The 20,378-nt window shown below is 46.7% G+C and carries 16 protein-coding genes; 2 read left to right on the top strand and 14 right to left on the bottom strand.

The window, feature by feature from the left end:
- Positions 1–165: 165 nt before the first annotated feature.
- Both NE638_RS06905 and NE638_RS06910 read left to right on the top strand, forming a co-directional pair.
- A complete protein-coding gene (locus NE638_RS06905) occupies positions 166–516 on the top strand; it encodes an EamA family transporter (RefSeq protein WP_015527420.1) in 351 nt (116 codons plus the stop codon).
- A complete protein-coding gene (locus tag NE638_RS06910) occupies positions 509–847 on the top strand; it encodes an EamA family transporter (RefSeq protein WP_015527421.1) in 339 nt (112 codons plus the stop codon). Before NE638_RS06905 ends, NE638_RS06910 begins: the two co-directional genes overlap by 8 nt.
- Positions 848–890: 43 nt before the next feature.
- On the opposite strand, the gene NE638_RS06915 is transcribed toward NE638_RS06910, so the two are convergent.
- From NE638_RS06915 to lepA, 14 genes are all read right to left on the bottom strand, one after another.
- Positions 891–2,438 carry a GH25 family lysozyme gene (locus NE638_RS06915; protein WP_147602824.1) on the bottom strand — a complete coding sequence of 516 codons (1,548 nt, stop codon included), beginning with the start codon at positions 2,436–2,438 and terminating at the stop codon, positions 891–893.
- A gap of 171 nt (positions 2,439–2,609) precedes the next feature.
- Positions 2,610–5,513: a L,D-transpeptidase family protein gene (locus NE638_RS18035; RefSeq protein WP_173745940.1), complete on the bottom strand. Its 2,904-nt coding sequence runs from the start codon at positions 5,511–5,513 to the stop codon at positions 2,610–2,612.
- Between the two features lie 52 nt (positions 5,514–5,565).
- Positions 5,566–5,829 carry an HPr family phosphocarrier protein gene (locus tag NE638_RS06925; protein ID WP_015527424.1) on the bottom strand — a complete coding sequence of 88 codons (264 nt, stop codon included), beginning with the start codon at positions 5,827–5,829 and terminating at the stop codon, positions 5,566–5,568.
- Between the two features lie 58 nt (positions 5,830–5,887).
- Complete coding sequence (locus NE638_RS06930) at positions 5,888–7,189, bottom strand: CdaR family protein (RefSeq protein ID WP_021651894.1); 1,302 nt, start codon at positions 7,187–7,189, stop codon at positions 5,888–5,890.
- Complete coding sequence (cdaA, locus tag NE638_RS06935; RefSeq protein WP_021651893.1) at positions 7,170–8,054, bottom strand: diadenylate cyclase CdaA; 885 nt, start codon at positions 8,052–8,054, stop codon at positions 7,170–7,172. Before cdaA ends, NE638_RS06930 begins: the two co-directional genes overlap by 20 nt.
- Before the next feature lie 42 nt (positions 8,055–8,096).
- On the bottom strand, positions 8,097–9,206 hold the full coding sequence (locus tag NE638_RS06940; RefSeq protein WP_021651892.1) for a hypothetical protein: 1,110 nt from the start codon (positions 9,204–9,206) through the stop codon (positions 8,097–8,099).
- Positions 9,203–9,637: a hypothetical protein gene (locus NE638_RS06945; RefSeq protein ID WP_129975786.1), complete on the bottom strand. Its 435-nt coding sequence runs from the start codon at positions 9,635–9,637 to the stop codon at positions 9,203–9,205. The genes NE638_RS06940 and NE638_RS06945 overlap by 4 nt, the downstream gene beginning before the upstream one ends.
- 147 nt (positions 9,638–9,784) lie before the next feature.
- Positions 9,785–10,492, bottom strand: coding sequence for a ComF family protein (locus NE638_RS06950; RefSeq protein ID WP_243113512.1), 708 nt, complete (start codon positions 10,490–10,492; stop codon positions 9,785–9,787).
- Positions 10,489–12,762 carry an SF1B family DNA helicase RecD2 gene (gene recD2, locus NE638_RS06955; protein ID WP_015527431.1) on the bottom strand — a complete coding sequence of 758 codons (2,274 nt, stop codon included), beginning with the start codon at positions 12,760–12,762 and terminating at the stop codon, positions 10,489–10,491. The genes NE638_RS06950 and recD2 overlap by 4 nt, the downstream gene beginning before the upstream one ends.
- A 125-nt stretch (positions 12,763–12,887) precedes the next feature.
- Positions 12,888–13,871, bottom strand: coding sequence for a rod shape-determining protein (locus NE638_RS06960; protein ID WP_015527433.1), 984 nt, complete (start codon positions 13,869–13,871; stop codon positions 12,888–12,890).
- 132 nt (positions 13,872–14,003) lie between these two features.
- Positions 14,004–16,853, bottom strand: coding sequence for an excinuclease ABC subunit UvrA (gene uvrA / locus NE638_RS06965; RefSeq protein ID WP_173745941.1), 2,850 nt, complete (start codon positions 16,851–16,853; stop codon positions 14,004–14,006).
- 155 nt (positions 16,854–17,008) lie between these two features.
- Entirely contained in the window at positions 17,009–18,145 is a 1,137-nt protein-coding gene (gene hemW, locus NE638_RS06970) for a radical SAM family heme chaperone HemW (protein ID WP_173745942.1), read from the bottom strand.
- A complete protein-coding gene (locus NE638_RS06975) occupies positions 18,135–18,521 on the bottom strand; it encodes a hypothetical protein (protein ID WP_021651885.1) in 387 nt (128 codons plus the stop codon). The genes hemW and NE638_RS06975 overlap by 11 nt, the downstream gene beginning before the upstream one ends.
- An 11-nt stretch (positions 18,522–18,532) precedes the next feature.
- Positions 18,533–20,341: a translation elongation factor 4 gene (lepA, locus tag NE638_RS06980; protein WP_021651884.1), complete on the bottom strand. Its 1,809-nt coding sequence runs from the start codon at positions 20,339–20,341 to the stop codon at positions 18,533–18,535.
- Positions 20,342–20,378: the final 37 nt, after the last annotated feature.

A 20,378-nucleotide genomic window follows, 5' to 3' on the forward strand; every position in this document is an offset into this window, starting at 1 on the left:
GTTTTTCCTCTCTTTTGTATCAATTGACACTTATCGTTTAATCTTATCATTTTCATTTCCTGTTGTAAACCGTTACATTGTTCAAACATTTTCTTGCATAAACCTGCCGGATGATATATATTGATTATCAGTCTATGATAATCGCATTTATGATATGGAGGAAACATGACAAAAATTAAAGATTATATTCAGCTTCATCTGAATATCCTGCTGTTTTCTCTTACCAGCGTTTTTTCCAAGCTTGCATCGGTTTATTACAATAAAGAAGGGCTTCATAGTCCTCTTCTCTATGTATTTCTTTTTCTTATGATCGCAAACTGTGGGATCTACGCCATTGCATGGCAGCAGGTGATCAAAAAATTTTCCCTTTCCACGGCCTACGCCAACAAAAGCGTCTATCTTCTGTGGTCCCAGGTATGGGCTGTGATCATTTTTCACGAAAATCTTTCGCTTCAGAACATCATCGGCATCCTGATCGTTCTGATCGGAGTCTGGATGGTGCAGAGATATGAATAGAACATTTATGCTGATCATGCTGGCCGGAACCTTTTTTTCGGCAATTTCCCAGGTACTTCTGAAGCAGAGTGCCAATATGGAATACAAAAATCCCCTCCGGGAATATCTGAACTGGCGGGTGATCCTGGCCTATGGTATCTTTTTTGGAGTGCTGCTCCTGAATACCTGGTGCTACACCAAAGTGGATATGAAATTCGGACCGGTGATCGATACTGCCGCCTATGTTTTTGTCCTGCTGTTTTCCTGGCGGATCCTGAAAGAAAAGATTTCCCGCGGAAAGATTATTGGAAATCTGATCATCATTCTAGGAATCCTTGTTTATACCTTATGATCATAAAAATGCCGGCAGCGTACGTAAAGCTGCCGGCATTTTTTTATTTTTTCTTATTTGCTGCGGATACAGTTGTGTATATACCATCTTCATCGAATGTATAGCTCTTTCCGTTTTTCTCAATAGTACAGTTTTTGTACATGATTCCTGTTTCCGGATCAAAATAATATCTCTTTCCGTCCAGTTTGAGCCAGCCTCTCTGCATCTTTCCATTGGAGCCAAAATAATAGGTATGGCTTTCATTGTTTCCGCTCCATGTATAGAATACCTTTTTGACCATAACGCCGTCACCGCCAAAATAATATACATCATTCCTGCTGTTCATGTACCGCACGTGTTTCATCATGTATCCGTATTTGGCCTGAAAATAATAATAGTCCTTTCCAACCTTTTTCATGCCCTTTAACGCATGTCCGTTTTTGTCAAAATAATATTTTTTCTCCTTATAGGTGATCCAGGTATTTTTCACAAGGACTCCATTTTTATCTACATACCTGGAAATATTCTTGGAATCTCTGATCAGCTTTGAACGGCACATTCCTGCGGTCTTATGGATATAATATTTCTTATTTTTCACCTGAACCCAGCCGTATTTTTTGACACCATTGACATAATAAAATTTCTTTCCGTTCTCTGTTGCCCAGCCGGTTTTTCCTTTATAGTTGCTGGTATCCGGTCTGGTGGATGCTTTGTATCCGGTCTGTACATGCCATCTGGGTGTGATGATCTTGGTATAATCAACATAACCGAAGTCAATATCTACAGTAGAATAAGACGGAATTCCCGCAACCAGACCCTTGGTGGTATTCAGATATCCGCCACCGTCACCATCGGTGGACTGCCAGATGGTATATTTGTACTTTTTCTTGTCAGGAGCCGGAATCGTATCACCATACCGCGCAAGCCATACATCATAACCTGTCATCTTGCTCCAGTCAAGCTTGTTGTCATACCAGTCTGTATTGCAGTAGATCATTGGATGATATCCGGCTTTTTTTACCTCATTGCAGAAGGTCTTTGCCAGATCCGCGATCTGTGATGCGGAAAGATTGCGCATCTGATCATATTCAATGTCATAAACCACCGGATAGGATACTTTATATCCATCCATTTTACGGATAGCAAGCTGCGCTTCCTTCAGTGCCTGCTGTGTGTTCAGTGCAAGGCTGTACACATAGGTTCCTGTCGGAACACCTGCCTTCTCTGCCTGTTTCATGTTGTAATCATATGTCTTATCCAGATGGTTCAGACCATAGGAGATCCTGACAAAGGCAAAATCTACATTAGATTTTTTGACCTGGCTCCAGTTGATGGTATCCTGCCACTCAGAAACATCGATTCCACGTGTGACAGCACCTTCCAGCTTCTGGCCGCTTCCGTTATAGCAGACACCGTTGATCTTCTTCCAGGCCTTTGAGCTTGCCCTGGAATCCTGTGTTGCCTTCCCGCTGGGGACCTTTTCTTCCTCAGCAACTGCCTCGCTTCGGTCTACGCCTCCGCCGCCCATGGCCATCGCTGTAGTTCCCATTGTTCCGATTCCCAGCAGTGCTGCCATACAGCCTGCCACCAACCATTTCTTCCAGTTTTTCATTTTAGTTTCCTTCCATAAATTATGTTGTTTATTTGTGCATGACTTTTATTATACATATGAAAAAATGGAAAGTAAAGCCATATATGGAAAAAGACCGATGTCAGCTTCATACAGCTGAACATCGGTCTTCGGTTATTCTATATATTTCTTTCTGGTACTGTTCGGTAAAGATCACGGAACTTCCGGGTCTGTAGGATCAAAGTTTCCGGCTCCACGGAAGGTTGCCAGCGGTCTGCGGCCTAACGGTCCCTTGAAGGATTCATTGTTAACGTAATTTCCGCTGCTGTAAATGTGGATCGTAGAACCGTTACAGTTCTCAAATACCCACTTCGCATCAGCCACACAGGTACGGATACATCCGTGAGATGCAGGCTGCCCAAGCTTCAGGTACTCGCCTGCCGGAAGATTGTAAACACTCCTGGTCGATCCGGCTACGGAATGGATAAAGATTCCTCCCTGTCCGCATCCGTCAACATGTGTTCCATACTGTCCCCAGGACGGTCCCATCAGTGGCTGCCATCTCAGACTGCGGGTCAGTCTGTATGTACCATCCCATGTAGGTGTTCCGGAGAGACCTACAGAAACACGGATTGTCTTAACCGGAATCGTCTTGCTACTATTTGTGTATACAGTCATAACACCGTTGGTCTTATCAACCTCCAGGTAATATGGTCCTCCGTAAATACTGGAAACATCATTACGGCGGTAACCATCCTTATCAAAGTAATACAGTTTTCCATCGATCCATCTGCTTGTATTGGTCAGATACTTGGAACCGCTGTCCGGATCGATATATTTGACCTGATCATAGTAATCGCTGACGATCACCCAGCCGGTGGAAAAACGTCCCTGGCTGTCCAGATAACCATTTACGGAACCACGCTTCATGGATTTATTTGTCACAACGGTATAGTTCTGCAGATAGTACCAGTATTTACCTACCTTCTGCCAGCCTGACTTTTTCAGAACACCGTTGCCGCCTGCATAATACCACTTATTCTGGTAACGGATCAATGTACTCTTGTACATCCAGCCTCTGTGCGCATTGGCATCTGATGTTGCAAAGAAATAGTATTTTTTGCCGATCTTTGTTTTTCCTGTTGCAAGCTGTCCTGTGCTATTAAAGTAATAGCTCTTTTTGGAGGACTTGTTTGTTATCATCTGGCTCTTATAGTGGTTTCCGTTTTTGTCAAAGTAAAACCATCCGAAGAACTGGCCTTTTGCGTCGGTCACCTTCTGCCAGCCATATTTTTCAACAACTTTTCCTGCTGTGCTTCCGAAATAATAAATCTTGTTGGATGCACCCGGGCAGCCATGCCAGCAGTTCTTCCAGGAAACTCTCTGGCCATTGCCTCCGAAATAATATCTGCTGCCTTTATACTTCACAAGTTTTTTTGTAATGATGCGGCCCTTGCTGTCTGAAACATAATATGCGTTATTCTGCGCCTTCGCCATTGTATTCGTCATAACATAGCCGCTGGCATTCAGCATATATCGATATTTCTTGGACATTACAGGTGATACATAAACTCCATGTTTCATGATCTGTCCACGTGTGGCAGCCTTCGGACTACAATAGATAAAACGTTTTTGATTTTTGCTGTTTAAAACATATGTCCATCCGCCATAAAAAAGCTTTCCTGGAATCTCTCCTGCCTTTGATGCCGGCTGGAAGTAATACTGATATGTTGTAGAACCAGTTGTCAGCTTCAGGATTCCTGTTCGCGGTTTTCCGTTACGCATCAGTGTATAATAAGCATTTCCGATCTTCTTGATCTTGCCTACAAGGTTCTGAGCCTCTATGGATTTGTAATCACCCTGGGAATTATAATAGCGGAAAACAGTTCCTGTCCATAACCAGTAATTTCTCTTCTGCTGGCCAAGATTGGATGTCCACGGTGTGATTGCTTTTCCGGTGGAATCCGAATACAGGGAAGCTTTGGAGTTTTCGAGGAAATACCATTCTGTCTTCTGTGTTCCGGTATAACCTGCTGCACCTGGCTCACGGGTCATACGACCGGTTACCAGATATCCGTCTTCATTAAAAAGATAATATCCCACATGTCCGTTGGTATTGATCTTAAGAAGACCATCCTGCGCAGTAAAATAATTATCTTCGATGGAACCTGTTTCTGATACCTGAGAAGCGTTCCCTTCATCCAGGGCAAGAGTCTCTGCGTTATCTACGCTCTCTGATGTTTCGACTGCCGTCTCTGTTTCTACAGGTGCTGTCTCTGCGGATGTCTCCTCTGCAGACACTACATCTGCAGATGCTGTCTCTGCAGAAGCTTCTGCTACAGATACTTCCTCTGTAGAAACTTCTTCTGCTGCAGTCTCCTGCTCTCCTTCTGCTGACTCATTCTGGAGTACCTGAGCCTGCTCACTCTCTGCTGCACCATCCGGAAGCTCTTCAGTCTGCTGTACCTCCTGTGCTGCTGCAGCTGTTTCATCAACTGTTGTTTTCTGCTCTTCTTCGCTACTTTCTGCAGGATCCTCAGAAGCTTTTCCCTCCGGGGCTGCAGATGCAGCAACCTTCTTTTTGCGGAGTCTGTAAAAACCGTTTGCAGAAACCCAGTCACTTGTCTTGGCAACGACTACACCGTTTACCAGTGATGCTCCGGTAGCAGAAGTTTCCTCTGCCTTGTTGTTCTCTACTTTGTTCTCTACTGCGGTATCTGCTGACGGTGCATCCAGTTCCTGTGCATCACCTGCACTGAAATCATCGCCCGGATCTGTACTGTCTTCTGTTGTCGCATCCGGTGCTTCTGTAGTTTCCGGTGTCTCTGTAATCTCCGGTGTTTCTATAACATCCGGTGTCTCTGCGGGGTTCTCCGGTGTAACAGGTGTTTCTTCTGAACTGTCTGTACTGTCAGTACTACCTGTCTGATCCGCTTCTGTTTCCGGCTGCTGTACAGTCGTTTCCGCTTCATCACTGAATACATCCTCAGCCGGATCGCCGGCTGTCTCTGCTGCCATCTGCACGTCTGTACTTCCCAAAGCCGCAGCGCCGGCTTCCAGAGTTCCGCCCATGCATAATGTCAGACTGAGAAAAATTGCCACAACTCTTCTCTTCACGATAATCCCTCCTGATCATGCTGCTGTAAATAATTATTGTATCTGTTACGTATCATTCGCCCAGTCCGCCTTCGATAAGAGCCACAAGCGCATCTATCGCAGCCTGTTCATCCTCACCCTCGCAGACCAGTGTGATCTCATCCCCGCTTTTAACACAGGCACCCAGAACACTCAGAACACTTTTGGCATTCGCTGTACCTCCGGCATACTGAAATGTTATGGACGATTTGTATTTTATTGCCTCGCCGCACAAAAGCCCTGCGGGACGAAGATGAAGCCCTGACGGGTTCCTGACCGTTACCTTATAACTTAACATTGCTGCTGTCTCCCTTTATATTACTTATCCTTCAAGCCTTGTCCAAAGCTGTGATTACTTACTGACTGCTGCTGTCTACATTGGAAACCTTGGAGATTTTGATCTCGGCGGTTACATCCTCCAGCAGCTTGTAGCCTTCCGGAAGGCTGATTTTGATCGGTACTTCGTAGCTGCCCTCCTCCCAGTCATCCATGGAAAGTGCTGCTCCTACCGACTTCAGATCAAATTGGGAAAGATCTCCGTCTTCCGCCTGCACCTTCAGTTCAATATCCGCAACTTCAAATGCCAGCTGCAGATCATCAGGCAGACCCTTTACTTTGATATCCTCTGTCGGGAAGCTGTATATCTTACTGCCCTCCGGCAGGATATTGACTGTGATCCAGAGGTCCGTACTGGATCCGGATGTCAGCTTAAGGCCATCCGGAAGAAGCTCTGACAGGTTTACTTTCTTTTCCACGTCATTGCTCTTTCCTGAAATATCCACATTCTCATTGTCAAGATAAATAGTATTTCCCTGAAGTTTCAGATTGTTCAGTGCTTCTTCACTTCCGGCTACGCTGAAAGTCTCCGGTACTGTCGTGACACTGTCCACAACATAACCTTCTGCCGGTTCTCCCGTATATCCCGCACTGATCCGTATATCAGAACGCACCTTCCAGAGCTTTGCCGTGACATTGACCTTTCCGTTGTTGTCAAATTTCAGATAGCTCATGGAATTTGATGAAAGTGTATCCTGATTCTTATCTGTAATGGTCAGTTCTGCGCCTGTGATCGTCGTATCCTGGTCGATTCCCTCAAGCTTTGAACTTACATCCACACTCACACTGTCTATCTTACCAACTAGGGATTCCGGTCCTGTAATACGGACTTTTTCCGGATTTGCGGTAAGCGAAGCAACCTCCAGCCCCTGTGCAGGCTTGCTGTCATCACTGGTAACGTTGATCGCAAATTCCTTGGTCACCTTTTTTTCCAGATGGACACTTAGATTCTGCGGTGACACCTGGATATTCTCTGGAAGTATCCCGGAACAGGTTGCTGTAATGGGGATCATTACAGGGTCTGTATCGGTAGACTGAGCCTGCTGCAGGTCTGCAACTGCCTTAATATCACTTGAGGTGAGACGGTTGACTATCTTCCGCTCACCTGTAATATAAACACGTACTGAATTTTCACGATCATCCTGCATGACCATCTTGCCCAGCTGATCCACATAAGCTTCATTGATGATCTGCACATCTGAGATCACAAAGCCTTTCGTAATGATAGGGTCATCAACATTTACTACGATCAGCCACACCAGGATTCCCACAATGATCGACATGATTTTCAAAGGGATGTTCTTAGTCAGATTTTTCTTCATGTTTCACTCTCCCTTTCAGCAGATTTCTCAGCTTACCGTTGTCAACAACCTTTTTATTCTGAGCAGAAACAAGTACTTCACGAAGCTGCTTACTGTTAAGCCCTCTGGATAACTCACCGCCTCTGGCCACAGAAACCTGTCCTGTCTCTTCCGAAACAATGATCGTAAGAGAATCCGTAGCTTCGCTGATACCCACACCTGCTCTGTGTCTTGTTCCCAGCTGTTTACTCAGTTCCATATTATCTGAAAGAGGCAGATAGCAGGTTGCTGCTACTACGCGGTTCCCCCGCACGATCACCGCTCCGTCATGAAGAGGTGTATTATGCTCAAAAATATTGATCAGTAGCTGACTGGTAAGGATACCGTCAATATTGATACCGGTTCTCACATATTCATCAAGCCGGATCTCTTCCTCGATTACGATCAGTGCTCCGGTCTTAACTTCACCCATATCAAAACAGGCCTTTACCAGTTCGTTGATAGTCTTGTCATTAAAACGCTCCTGCACTTCCCTGCCGGAATCAAAGGGAATAATGTTGGAAACAAACTTCTTCTGTCCCAGCTGCTCCAGCGCCTTTCTCAGCTCCGGCTGAAAGATTACGATCACACCGATCACCAGCACATTAGCCAGGTTCCGGAAGATCCAGAGGATCGTATTCATTTTGAAGATATATGCGACCAGGATAAATCCAAGGACGATCAAAATGCCCTTCAGAAGGGTATATGCACGTGTAAATTTGATCCATGCCATAAACTGATATACAAAAAAGGAAATCAGTCCGATCTCAATGATATCTATCACGCCAAGTCCCGGAAGGGAAATTTTCCCAAGATATCCGACCACAACTGTCAGCACATTCTGCATAAGTCTCCTCCTTTCTTCCTGAGCTATTCCAATCGTTCCTGTTTAAAGATCCTTCAGCGATTCCTCCAGCTGTTTTTCGAAATCGATCTTGTCCAATCCCTGCGGTTTCTCACTTACTGTATTTTCGGAAACCATATCCGGCATCTTTACTGTATGCATTTCGTTCTTCTCAGGAAATACATCATCACTGAAAGACACAACATTGTCTTCTTTTTTTTCTTCTTTTACCGGCTCCGCATTGATTTTTTTGATACTTCTCTCAGAAGTGGCGACTGATGCCTTCGGAACGGCTTTTACGTAGTAATAGTACTCATCATCCTCATATTCCAGACGTTCTGTTCTGCTGTAATCTCCGCCAAAAACAAAGAACTCCAGAACAAATCCTGCCAGTACGGAGATCACTGTGGACAGGATCATCGGCACCATGGCTACCGTAATACTAAGGCAGAAATCTCCGGCAAGGATAACCAGGATATAGATCACGCCACCGGCAATGACAGCGATCCTCCATGCATAATCAAACGCCCGTGTTCTCAGAAGGTTCACAAACAGGATCACTACCACAAACGCGATCACCGTGATCCACATTGCCCAGTTGTGGACAAGTCCGTCAGAGATCAGCTTCAGTTTTTCTGTGATCTCTGCAGCAGGATCACTGAGTGCCGCCGACTGTGCATGTACAAACCGTATAAAATAATAGATCACAACACCGCATCCGGCCGGAAGCGCTGACAATGCGCTACCCAGCAGGCCTGCTCCGATCGGCATAAGTGCAGGAACACCAAATCCGAAGGAAAGTGGTGTAAGGATCATTGCAAGATTCTGTGACCTGCTGAATCTTAGGAACAGGATCAGCATCAACAGAATAAGAAGCAGCATAAATCCTGCCGTTTCGATCCCGACTGCATAACAGTGCCCGATCATCAACGCAAATCCCAGAAACATCATCACGGAAACCGGAAGGATCGAACATACAAGCGCCAGGATCAGGACAACAAAAATATTATCCAGCTGTTTCATGTAACCCATATTGCTGTTGATCCAGAGAAAATAGGCAAATGCCAGAACAAACTTCAGGACCGGCAGTATATATACTTCATATTGTCCGTAAAATCTTTTGATATTCTGTTTGATCTCAAGTAAAGCTGTCATTTTCTATGTCCTCCTGCATTTCTCCGGACCGGATTTCTTTTTTCCTCCCGCCCGTAGATTTTTTCCAGTCTTGTAAGATCCTGATAATATTCCCTGACACTTTTTTTTGCCCGGAAATATTTCACAGAATACTGGATGTAGGTCAGTATCGAATATACAACAAGCACGATCAGATAACCGACGATGATATAGATTCCAACCTTGACCAGATTAATCTTATTCACATTATCCATAAGATATTCGCTGAAATATGCGGCAACGCCTGCAAGTCCCAATACATATCCGATCGTTACCAGAAAAAAGTTTCTGATCAGTGCAAGTCCAATATAATCACTTCGATAATATCTGCTCACCGGAAGATACTTCCTGCCTTCGCCATGTTCATACATAGCCAGACGGTTCATGATCTTCACTTTTTCTTCATTTACCATAAAAATAACTCCTCATAAGCTTTCTTTATCAGGAAAATCCCCAATATATGATCCGCATTACGCTTTCCATACAGTTATACTGTTTAACTGCAATCAAATTTATTGTAGCATAGTTCCATACCTATGAAAAGTGTTTTTTCGGCTGTTTCATGCCCTTCCTGCGCATATTGTCAGAAAATAAACTTTCTCTGCACCGGCCTCAAGAAGACACATTGCCATGGCATCTGCCGTACTTCCTGTTGTGTATACATCATCCACCACAAGTACAGAAAAACCCGGGATCCTTTCGGTTACCTGATATGCATTTTTCAGGTTCTGACGCCTCTGTATGGCATTAAGTTTTTTCTGAGATCTTGTGCTTCGTATCTTCTTTACCAGATGCCCATTCCATGGGATCCCTGTAAGAACACTGAGCCTTTCTGCCAGATATGCTGCCTGGTTAAAACCTCTCATCCTTTTTTTTCTGGGATGCAGAGGAACGGGAACGATCAGATCAGGCTTCCACCGTTCCAGATATTTTTTTCCGAAGACGCTCATTGCCTTTGCATAAAAATCCCCATATTCCCGACATCCGTAATACTTAAATCGTACCAGAGACTGTCTCCAGACCTCTCCGTACCAGAAAATACTTCTGCCCTCCGTAAAATGATGGGCACCCTTGCGGCAGTCTTCACAGTATTCCTCTTCCATTTTTACCGGTCTTCCGCATTTCATACACCTGGGACCGGATATAGGCCTGACCTTTCCGGAACACTCCGGGCAGATCAGCCGGTCTTTTTCTTTCAGTATCTGATGACACAGCGGGCATTTTTTCGGGTAAAGCATGTCCAGTAAAAAATCTGCTGTTTTTTTCAAGAAAGTCCTTTCTCCCCGATGGCGCTCTCTTTCTGTTCAGATTCATCCAGCTCCCGGATCCGTCTGTCCAGAGAGCTGTATCTCTGCTGCTGTTTTTCATTACGGATCATCTCCGCAAAAGTGGTCTCGCTGCCTACTACGGTAACACATTTTCTGGCTCTGGTCACTGCTGTATACAGAAGATTCCGATTCATCAGCATCCTTGGTCCGGAAAGGATCGGAAGGATCACTGCCGGATATTCTGAGCCCTGGGACTTATGTATGGTCACTGCATAGGCAAGTTCCAGTTCCTCAAGCTGTTTGAAGGAATATTCTGCCTGTCTGCCATCCTCAAATTCCACGGTAGCCGTTTCCGCAAATTCATTGATCTCCGTCATAATACCGGTATCTCCGTTAAACACGCCCACACCTTTATCCACAGGAATCTTGTATCGTCCAAGGATTTCCCACTCCAGCTGGTAATTGTTCTTCACCTGCATCACCTTATCCCCTTCACGGAAAAGACGCTGTCCGATCTCTTTCTCCTTTTTCTTTTCATCCGGCGGGTTCAGATATCTCTGAAGGATCTGGTTCAGCCGCTCCACACCTAAAAGTCCCTTACGCATAGGCGTGAGCACCTGGATCTCATAGGGCTTTGCATCTACATAACGCGGAAGCTTCTCCTGGATCAGCGCGATCACCACACGGATAATGATGTCCGCATCATATCTTTTCAGAAAAAAGAAATCACGGCTCTTGTTATTGATGGTCACCTGCTCGCCCCGGTTGATCTTATGGGCATTCACCACAATATCACTTTCAGATGCCTGGCGGAAAATCTTTTTCAACTCTACTACCGGAAAACAGCCGCTGCGGATAATATCCCTCAGAACATTTCCCGGGCCTACACTGGGAAGCTGATTTTCATCACCTACCAGGATCAGTCTGGTCCCTGCTGTCACTGCAAGAAGCAATGAATGCATCAGTGCGATATCTACCATGGACATCTCATCAATGATGATCACATCCGCTTCCAGCGGATTCTCCGAATTCCTGTCAAAATGAACTGCACGGCCTTCCTGCTCTTCCTCCGGCATTCCATTCAGCTCCAGAAGTCTGTGGATCGTCTGAGCCTCGTATCCGGTAGCCTCTGTCATTCGCTTGGCTGCACGGCCGGTGGGAGCTGCAAGCCGCAGCTCAGCGCCTTCCTCTTCAAAATAACGGATAATCGCATTGATCGTTGTAGTCTTTCCGGTTCCCGGCCCGCCGGTCAGAATGAACAGACCATGACTGGCAGCTGCCGCCACTGCCTGTTTCTGCATTTCATCTAACCGGGTTCCTGTCTCCTTTTCGATCCTGTTGATCCGTTTCTCCATCATCTCCTCATCTTCCGGGCAGAGGATGTTCAGCTCACAGAGCATTCTGGCTGAATTCAGCTCAAGATAATAATATCGTGTGGGATAGACAACTGCACCGTCTTCTGTTTCTTTCAGGATCAGTTTCCGGTCTACTACCATATCCATGAGATGTTTTTCCATGTAGGAGGAATCTACTCCCAAAAGTCCGGATGCCCTGGAAAAAAGTTCCTCCTTCGGGAGATAGATATGGCCTTCTCCTGAAGCCTGTAGGAGAGTATACAACATTCCGCTTCTTATCCTGTAATCTGAATCTGTATGGATCCCGATCCGGGAAGCGATCTCATCTGCGATACGGAATCCCACACCACTGATATCCTCTGCAAGGCGATACGGATTCTCCTGCAGGACTCCATATACAGTCTGCCCATATTTCTGATAGATCTTTGCGCCGAGATTCAGTGATATCCCGTATTTCTGGAGAAAGATCATAGCGCGGCGCATATCTGCTTTCTCCGTCATCTGTTCTGCGATCTCCATGGCCTTTTTTTCGCTGATTCCCTTGATCTCAGCCAGCCGCTCCGGCTCTTCCTCTACAATACGCATAGTATCATCACCGAAACGACGTACGATCCTGGCTGCCAGTGCCGCTCCGATCCCCTTGATCGCACCGGAACCCAGATAACGCTCCATGGCCAGTGCATCCTCCGGCATTTTTTCTACGTAGGAGGCTATCTGAAACTGCTTGCCATACACCGGATGTGTTGTATAATTTCCGGAAGCTTCAATGGCAGCCCCCTGGGTGATCGCAGGAAATGTCCCCACACAGGTCAGTTCCCGTTCCTCTTCCATCCCTTTCAGTACCATGACCGTATATCCATTATCTTCATTTCGGAAGATCACATGATCTATATATCCTGTAACTGTCTCACTCATTTTTTTCTCCATCTGTAAACCTCTGATAACAGCAAAAGGCACTGCAGCTGCAGCGCCTTATCTGTATGAGTTTCCTGCGGCAGTCTCTTCTCTGCTCCTGTGCCGTCCGGACGACTCATAACGGTTTACATCCTTGACATGATTTCCGCATATTTTCCTGTTCCTGCAGCCACTACAAGCATTGCATCCTGTACCGTCAGTGTGCTGACTCCTGTTTTCTGCTCGATCAATGCATCCATTCCATGCAGCATGGCACCTCCGCCTGTAAGAACGATTCCTCTGTCCATGATATCTGCCGCCAGCTCCGGCGGTGTTTTTTCAAGAACACCATGTACAGTCTCCACAATCTGCCCGGTCGTTTCCCTCAAAGCGGTCCGGATCTCCTCAGAAGTCAGTGTTGCCACCTTCGGAAGTCCTGTGATGATATTTCTGCCCTTGACCTCCATCGTGCGAAGATCCGCTTCTTCACTGGCTGTTCCGATCTTGATTTTGATATTCTCCGCTGCATCTTCCCCGATAAAGAGGCTGTGCTTCTCACGTACATAATTCATGATCGCATGATCAAAATTATCTCCTGCAACCTTCACAGAAGCGGAAACAACCACTCCCCCTACCGATATGACCGCAACATCCGTGGTCCCTGCACCGATATCCACGATCAGATTACCAAATGGCTTGGTGATATCTACACCTGCACCGATAGCAGCAGCGATGGGCTCGTCCACAAGAAAAACTTCCCTGGCTCCTGACTGATAGGCAGCTTCCTCAATTGCTTTACGCTCAATCTCCGTGATCCCACTCGGAACACTGATGCTGACTCTCGGTTTCCGGAACGCTCTCCGTCCCATAGCCTGTGAAATAAAATATTTCAGCATCTTTTCCATTACATTATAATCTACGATCACACCTCTTCGGATTGGCCAGATCACTTCCATATTGGAAGTCAGATGGCTTGCCATCTGTCTGGCTTCCTCACCGATTGCTCTGATCTTCTCTGTATCTTTATCATAAACAACCACAGAGGGCTCTCTTAAAACGATTCCCTTGCCTGTGGAAAACACCAGACTGTTTCTGGTTCCCAGATCGATTCCTATATCCTTTGCCGGCATAAATCCTCCCGCCTGCGTCATACACGTTCATATGCTGACGCATTTCTGACTTATTCTGTTCCGGTCTGTGCCGAAACGTTCCCGCACTTCATTATATACAAAACCACAGAAATTGAAAAGAACTTTTACCGGTTATTTCTGTTCCAGATATTTTTTCACATATTTACCGGTGTAGGAAACCGGATTCTCTGCTACTTCCTCCGGAGTTCCTCTGGCAATTACCGTTCCGCCTCTGTCACCGCCTTCCGGTCCGATATCAATAATATGATCCGCCGTCTTGATCACATCCAGATTGTGCTCAATGACCACAACGGTGTTTCCTCCTTCAGACAGACGGCGCAGGATCTCGATCAGCTTGTGGACATCCGCAAAGTGCAGTCCTGTGGTAGGCTCATCCAAGATATAGATCGTCTTTCCGGTACTGCGCTTGCTGAGTTCTGTGGCAAGCTTGATACGCTGTGCTTCTCCTCCGGAAAGAGTGGTGGAGGGCTGACCCAGACGGATATAGGAAAGCCCTACATCATACAGGGTCTCGATCTTTCTCCGGATCGACGGTACATTCTCAAAAAATGTCAGTGCTTCTTCCACAGTCATATTCAATACATCATAAATACTCTTGCCCTTATACTTCACTTCCAGAGTCTCACGATTGTAGCGTTTGCCCTTGCAGACTTCGCAAGGCACATATACATCCGGAAGAAAATGCATCTCGATCTTGATGATTCCGTCACCGCTGCAGGCCTCGCACCGTCCGCCCTTGACATTAAAACTGAAACGGCCTTTCTTGTAGCCCTTTGCCTTGGCATCTGCGGTGGCTGCAAAAAGATCACGGATCTGGTCAAAAACTCCGGTATATGTGGCAGGATTGGAACGGGGAGTTCTTCCGATCGGGGACTGGTCGATATTGATCACCTTATCCAGCTGATCGATACCCAGAATGTCATCATGTTTCCCGGGGATCACTCTGGCACGGTTCAGGTCTCTGGCAAGTCTCTTGTACAAGATTTCATTGATCAGAGAGCTCTTACCGGAGCCGGAAACACCTGTGATACAGGTCATCACTCCCAGAGGAATATCTACGTCGATATGCTTCAGGTTGTTCTCTGCCGCACCCTTTATATGAAGAAATCCGGTTGGTTCCTTCCTCACTTCCGGTACCGGGATCTTCAGCCTTCCGCTTAAATAAGCTCCTGTCACAGACTGCTCATTTTTCATCAGATCCTCAGCTGTCCCCATTGCGACCAGTTGTCCGCCATGTTCTCCGGCTCCGGGGCCGATATCGATGACACAGTCTGCAGCACGCATGGTATCTTCATCATGCTCCACCACGATCAGACTGTTGCCAAGATCACGGAGACGCATCAGTGCCCTCAGAAGCTTGTCATTATCTCTCTGGTGAAGCCCGATACTCGGCTCATCCAGGATATATGCAACCCCCACGAGCCCGGATCCGATCTGTGTGGCAAGACGGATCCTCTGAGCCTCTCCGCCGGAAAGGGTTCCGGTAGCTCTTCCAAGTGAAAGATACTCCAGGCCAACCTCTGCCAGAAATCCAACCCTGGCGCGGATTTCCTTCAGGATCTGTCTTCCAATAAGCTCCTGCTGCTTTGAAAGCTTCAGATCGCGGAGAAAGCCCTGCAGCCTCTGTACCGGCATATTGGTCACTTCATAAATATTCTTATCCGCCACGGTCACTGCCAGTGACTCCTTCTTCAGCCTCTGTCCCTTACATGTGGTGCACGGAGTAATCCGCATAAAGCTCTCGTATTCCTGCTTCATGGCCTCGGAACCGGTTTCACGGTATCTCTGCTCCACATTGCGGATCAGTCCCGGGAACGCCACATCGTAAACGCCCTCTCCCCGCTGTCCTTTATAATAAACCTTCACAGAATGACCGCCGGTACCATGGATGAGGATATCCTGGACCTTCTTCGGATACTCGCAGAAAGGTGTATCCAGAGAAAATTCATATTCCCTTGCCAGGGCATCCAGGATCGCTCTGGAAAAGCTTCCCTGCGTGGTACAGGACTGCCATCCGAGAACAGCGATAGCCCCTTCATTGATACTCCGTTTCTTATCCGGGATCATCAGATCGATATCAAATTCCATCTTATATCCAAGACCCAGACACTGCGGGCAGGCACCAAATGGATTATTAAATGAAAAGCTCCTGGGTTCGATCTCATCAATGCTGATGCCGCAATCCGGACAGGAAAAACTCTGACTGAAATTCAGAAGCTTCCCGTCCATAGTGTCTACTACCAGCAGACCATCCGCCAGATCCAGCACGGTTTCAATGGAATCGGAAAGACGCTTCTCTATTCCCGGTTTCACAATAAGTCGATCCACAACGATCTCAATGTTATGTTTGATATTCTTATCCAGCTTGATCTCCTCAGAAAGCTCATAGAGATTTCCGTCGATCTGCACTCTCACATATCCGCTTCTTCTGGCCTGATCCAGAAGTTTAACATGGGTTCCCTTGCGGCCCCGCACTACCGGTGCAAGAAGCTGGATCTTCTGGCGTTCCGGAAGCGTCATGATCTGGTCCACCATCTGATCTACCGTCTGTTTGCGGATTTCCCTTCCACATTTGGGACAGTGCGGGATTCCCACACGGGCATACAGAAGTCGGAAATAATCGTAGATCTCCGTTACCGTACCCACTGTAGAACGGGGATTCCGGTTCGTTGACTTCTGATCAATGGAGATTGCCGGCGGAAGGCCCTCGATACTCTCCACATCCGGTTTCTCCATCTGTCCCAGAAACTGCCTCGCATAGGAAGAAAGTGACTCCATATAACGTCTCTGTCCCTCTGCATAAATGGTATCAAATGCAAGAGATGACTTACCGGAGCCACTGAGTCCGGTAAGTACCACAAACTGGTCTCTGGGAATATCGACGCTAAGATTCTTAAGATTATTCTCATTGGCTCCGCGTATCCTGATAAAACGCTTCTTATCGTTTGCTTCTGCTGACATGAAAGCCTCCTACTCTGTCCGGTCATACAAAAATACTCCGGTATTCTTCTCAACAGCAGAATCTACCTCTCTTATTCCGCTGTAAAATTTCTGATTTTTTATCAGTATACTGCCAGAACATCCGTTCGTCAAGGTGAAAAAATCGACAAATTTTTCTACAGCAGAAAATCCGCCATCACTCCATTGCTCACATGGATTCCCTTTCTCGAAAGATATATCCTGTCTCCTTTTTGTTCCAGCATTCCGATCTCCAGATGTTTTTTCAGGACCTCTCCGTAAACGTTTTCCATATTTTTTCCGAAATATTCCGCAAACGCTTCCATTGAAACGCCCTCGGTCATCCGAAGCCCCAGAAACATAAACTCAGCCATCTCATCTGCCTCTGTAAGGCTTTCCGTATTCTGGCGGATCTTATCCGGAAACGCACTGTTTCCAATATATTCCTTCATATCCGCAGTATTGGAAAAACGCATATGATCCAGAAGTGAAGACGCCCCAAGTCCCAGTCCCAGATAATCGATCCTCTGCCAGTATCCCTTATTATGACGGCATTCCCGTCCGCCTTTCGCATAATTGGAGATCTCGTACTGATGAAACCCATATTCCGCTAGGATCCCTGCCGTATTCTCATACATACGGTACTCCGTATCCTCATCCGGCAATTTCAGCTTTCTTTCCCCGAAAGGAGTGCCTTCCTCAATGATCAGACTGTAGGCGGAAATATGTTCCGGCGAAAGCCCTGCCACCGTGCGGAGATTTTTTTCCCAGTCTGCATAGGTCTGTTCCGGAATGGCACTCATCAGATCGATATTGATGTTGGAAAAGCCTGCATCCCTTGCCATAAAAAAGCTCTCCTGAAACTCTTCCCACGTATGGATCCTTCCAAGGATCTTTAATTCCCGATTCTGCGGGGACTGAAGCCCCAGACTCAGCCGGTTGATCCCGTGTTCCAGATATATTTGAAGTTTTTCTTTATATAAAGTCCCCGGATTTGCTTCGATGGTGATCTCAGCATCCGGGGCCACAAAAAACTTATTTCTGATCTGATCCAGCATCTCTCCAACAAGAGACGGATCCGGCACGGAAGGTGTTCCTCCGCCGATAAAAACTGTGGTGATCTCCCTTTCCGAAAAATCCGGAACAGCGGCGATCTCCCTTTCCAGAGCCTGGAAATACTCACGCTGCCTCTCTTTTCCGGCAGGTCCGGAAAGGAAATCACAGTAATCACATTTTTTTACACAAAACGGAATATGGATATAGAGCTCCAGCGGTTTTTTCGCCTCATTCTCCATCCATGGCTCCTTCCTCTCCACCACTACCTGATGTATCATTATCCTCATCGGAGCTTGTATCTTCACCGGCACTATCCGCATTATCCGTGCTTCCATCCGAAGCAGCCGGTGTCGGTGTCACGCCATCGATCCCCAATGCCTCACTGCCGTTTTCTGCCAGGTACTCATTGACCATTGTCAGATTTCCATTGCTCGTCACTGCATCCGGATCTACGGTTTTCGGATCAGGAGTGGCAGTCGGTTCCGGCGCTGTACTGATTTTGATCACACTTTCCTCTTCTGCATTTTTCTTCTTTGAACCACATCCGGTAAGCAGAGCTCCTGTTATAGCCAGAAGTCCTGCTGCCAGAAACAGTTTTTTTATATTTTTTTTCAAAAAGTCATCTCCTATTTATCATCCAGCTTCAGGACACTCATAAATGCCTTCTGCGGGATCTCCACGTTACCTACCTGACGCATACGTTTCTTACCTTCCTTCTGTTTTTCCAGAAGCTTCTTCTTACGGGAGATATCTCCACCGTAACACTTGGCAAGTACGTCTTTACGCATGGCTCTTACCGTCTCTCTGGCAATGACCTTGCTTCCGATAGCTGCCTGGATCGGGATCTCAAAGAGCTGTCTCGGGATCTCGTCTTTCAGCTTCTCACACATCTTTCTTCCACGCTCGTAGGCAGTATCTGCATGCACGATAAAGGAAAGAGCATCCACTTCTTCTTTATTCACAAGGATATCCAGCTTCACAAGCTCACTTCTCTCATATCCGTCCAGTTCGTAATCCAGGGATGCATAACCTCTGGAACGTGATTTCAGTGCATCAAAGAAATCATAAATGATCTCGTTCAGCGGCAGTCTGTATTTCAGGAGTGCACGGGTTTCTTCCATATATTCCATGCCTTCATACTGACCACGTCTCTCCTGGCAGAGATCCATGATCGCACCAATGAACTCTGTGGTTACCATGATCTCCGCCTTCACCATAGGCTCTTCCATGTATTCGATCTCTGAAGGATCCGGAAGGTTGGTGGGATTGGTCAGCTCGATGATCTCACCATTGGTTTTATAGACCTTATAGATAACACTCGGTGCTGTAGTTACAAGATCCAGGTTATACTCTCTCTCCAGACGCTCCTGGATGATCTCCAGATGAAGAAGTCCCAGGAAGCCGCAGCGGAAACCAAATCCAAGGGCGACCGATGTCTCCGGTTCATAATAAAGGGAAGCATCGTTGAGCTGAAGCTTCTCCAGCGCGTCACGGAGATCGCCGTACTTGGCACCATCTGCCGGATAAAGGCCACAATAAACCATAGGGTTTACCTTCTTATATCCCGGAAGTGCCTCTGCACAGGGGTTGTCCGCATCCGTTACCGTATCACCCACGCGGGTATCACGGACATTCTTGATGCTGGCTGTGATATATCCGACCATACCTGCTGTCAGCTCGTCACACGGGATAAACTGACCCGCTCCAAAATATCCAACCTCCACAACCTCCGTGGTGAATCCGGTCGCCATCATATGGATCCTCGTGCCCTTTTTCACACGTCCGTCCTTCACTCTGCAAAATACGATAACACCCTTATAAGGGTCATAAACAGAGTCGAAGATCAGAGCCTTCAGAGGTGCATCCACATCCCCCGCCGGCGCCGGGACCTTATTGACGATCTGCTCCAGGACCTGGTCTACATTCAGTCCTGTTTTTGCGGAAATCTGCGGTGCATCCTGCGCTTCAATTCCGATCACATCCTCGATCTCATTGATAACACGCTCCGGATCCGCACTTGGAAGGTCGATCTTGTTGATCACCGGAACCACATCCAGATCATGGTCCAGTGCCATATATACATTGGCAAGTGTCTGAGCTTCGATTCCCTGTGCTGCATCCACAACAAGGATCGCTCCGTCACAGGCAGCAAGGCTTCGGGAAACTTCATAGTTAAAATCCACATGTCCCGGGGTATCGATCAGGTTAAAAATATACTCATTTCCGTCCTTGGCTTTGTATACAATACGAACCGCCTGGGATTTGATGGTGATCCCTCGTTCTCTCTCAAGGTCCATGTTATCCAGAACCTGGGCCTGCATTTCCCTCTCGGTAAGAAGTCCCGTCATCTCGATGATACGGTCCGCAAGTGTTGACTTGCCATGGTCGATATGTGCAATGATACAAAAATTCCGAATTTTACTCTGGTCTATCATTCAGGAAGTCCTCCTTAAATTTCTCTCGTATAAAGCG

Origin of the sequence: Blautia sp. MSK.18.38 (genome assembly GCF_024460535.1) — a bacterium.
In the GTDB taxonomy this organism is placed as follows: domain Bacteria; phylum Bacillota; class Clostridia; order Lachnospirales; family Lachnospiraceae; genus Blautia_A; species Blautia_A fusiformis.

Coding starts and splice junctions, on each gene's coding strand:
- NE638_RS06905 (WP_015527420.1), top strand. CDS start 166: ATGACAAAAATTAAAGATTATATTCAGCTTCATCTGAATATCCTGCTG.
- NE638_RS06910 (WP_015527421.1), top strand. CDS start 509: ATGAATAGAACATTTATGCTGATCATGCTGGCCGGAACCTTTTTTTCG.
- NE638_RS06915 (WP_147602824.1), bottom strand. CDS start 2,438: ATGAAAAACTGGAAGAAATGGTTGGTGGCAGGCTGTATGGCAGCACTG.
- NE638_RS06925 (WP_015527424.1), bottom strand. CDS start 5,829: ATGTTAAGTTATAAGGTAACGGTCAGGAACCCGTCAGGGCTTCATCTT.
- NE638_RS06930 (WP_021651894.1), bottom strand. CDS start 7,189: ATGAAGAAAAATCTGACTAAGAACATCCCTTTGAAAATCATGTCGATC.
- cdaA (WP_021651893.1), bottom strand. CDS start 8,054: ATGCAGAATGTGCTGACAGTTGTGGTCGGATATCTTGGGAAAATTTCC.
- NE638_RS06940 (WP_021651892.1), bottom strand. CDS start 9,206: ATGACAGCTTTACTTGAGATCAAACAGAATATCAAAAGATTTTACGGA.
- NE638_RS06945 (WP_129975786.1), bottom strand. CDS start 9,637: ATGGTAAATGAAGAAAAAGTGAAGATCATGAACCGTCTGGCTATGTAT.
- recD2 (WP_015527431.1), bottom strand. CDS start 12,762: ATGAGTGAGACAGTTACAGGATATATAGATCATGTGATCTTCCGAAAT.
- NE638_RS06960 (WP_015527433.1), bottom strand. CDS start 13,871: ATGCCGGCAAAGGATATAGGAATCGATCTGGGAACCAGAAACAGTCTG.
- uvrA (WP_173745941.1), bottom strand. CDS start 16,853: ATGTCAGCAGAAGCAAACGATAAGAAGCGTTTTATCAGGATACGCGGA.
- hemW (WP_173745942.1), bottom strand. CDS start 18,145: ATGGAGAATGAGGCGAAAAAACCGCTGGAGCTCTATATCCATATTCCG.
- lepA (WP_021651884.1), bottom strand. CDS start 20,341: ATGATAGACCAGAGTAAAATTCGGAATTTTTGTATCATTGCACATATC.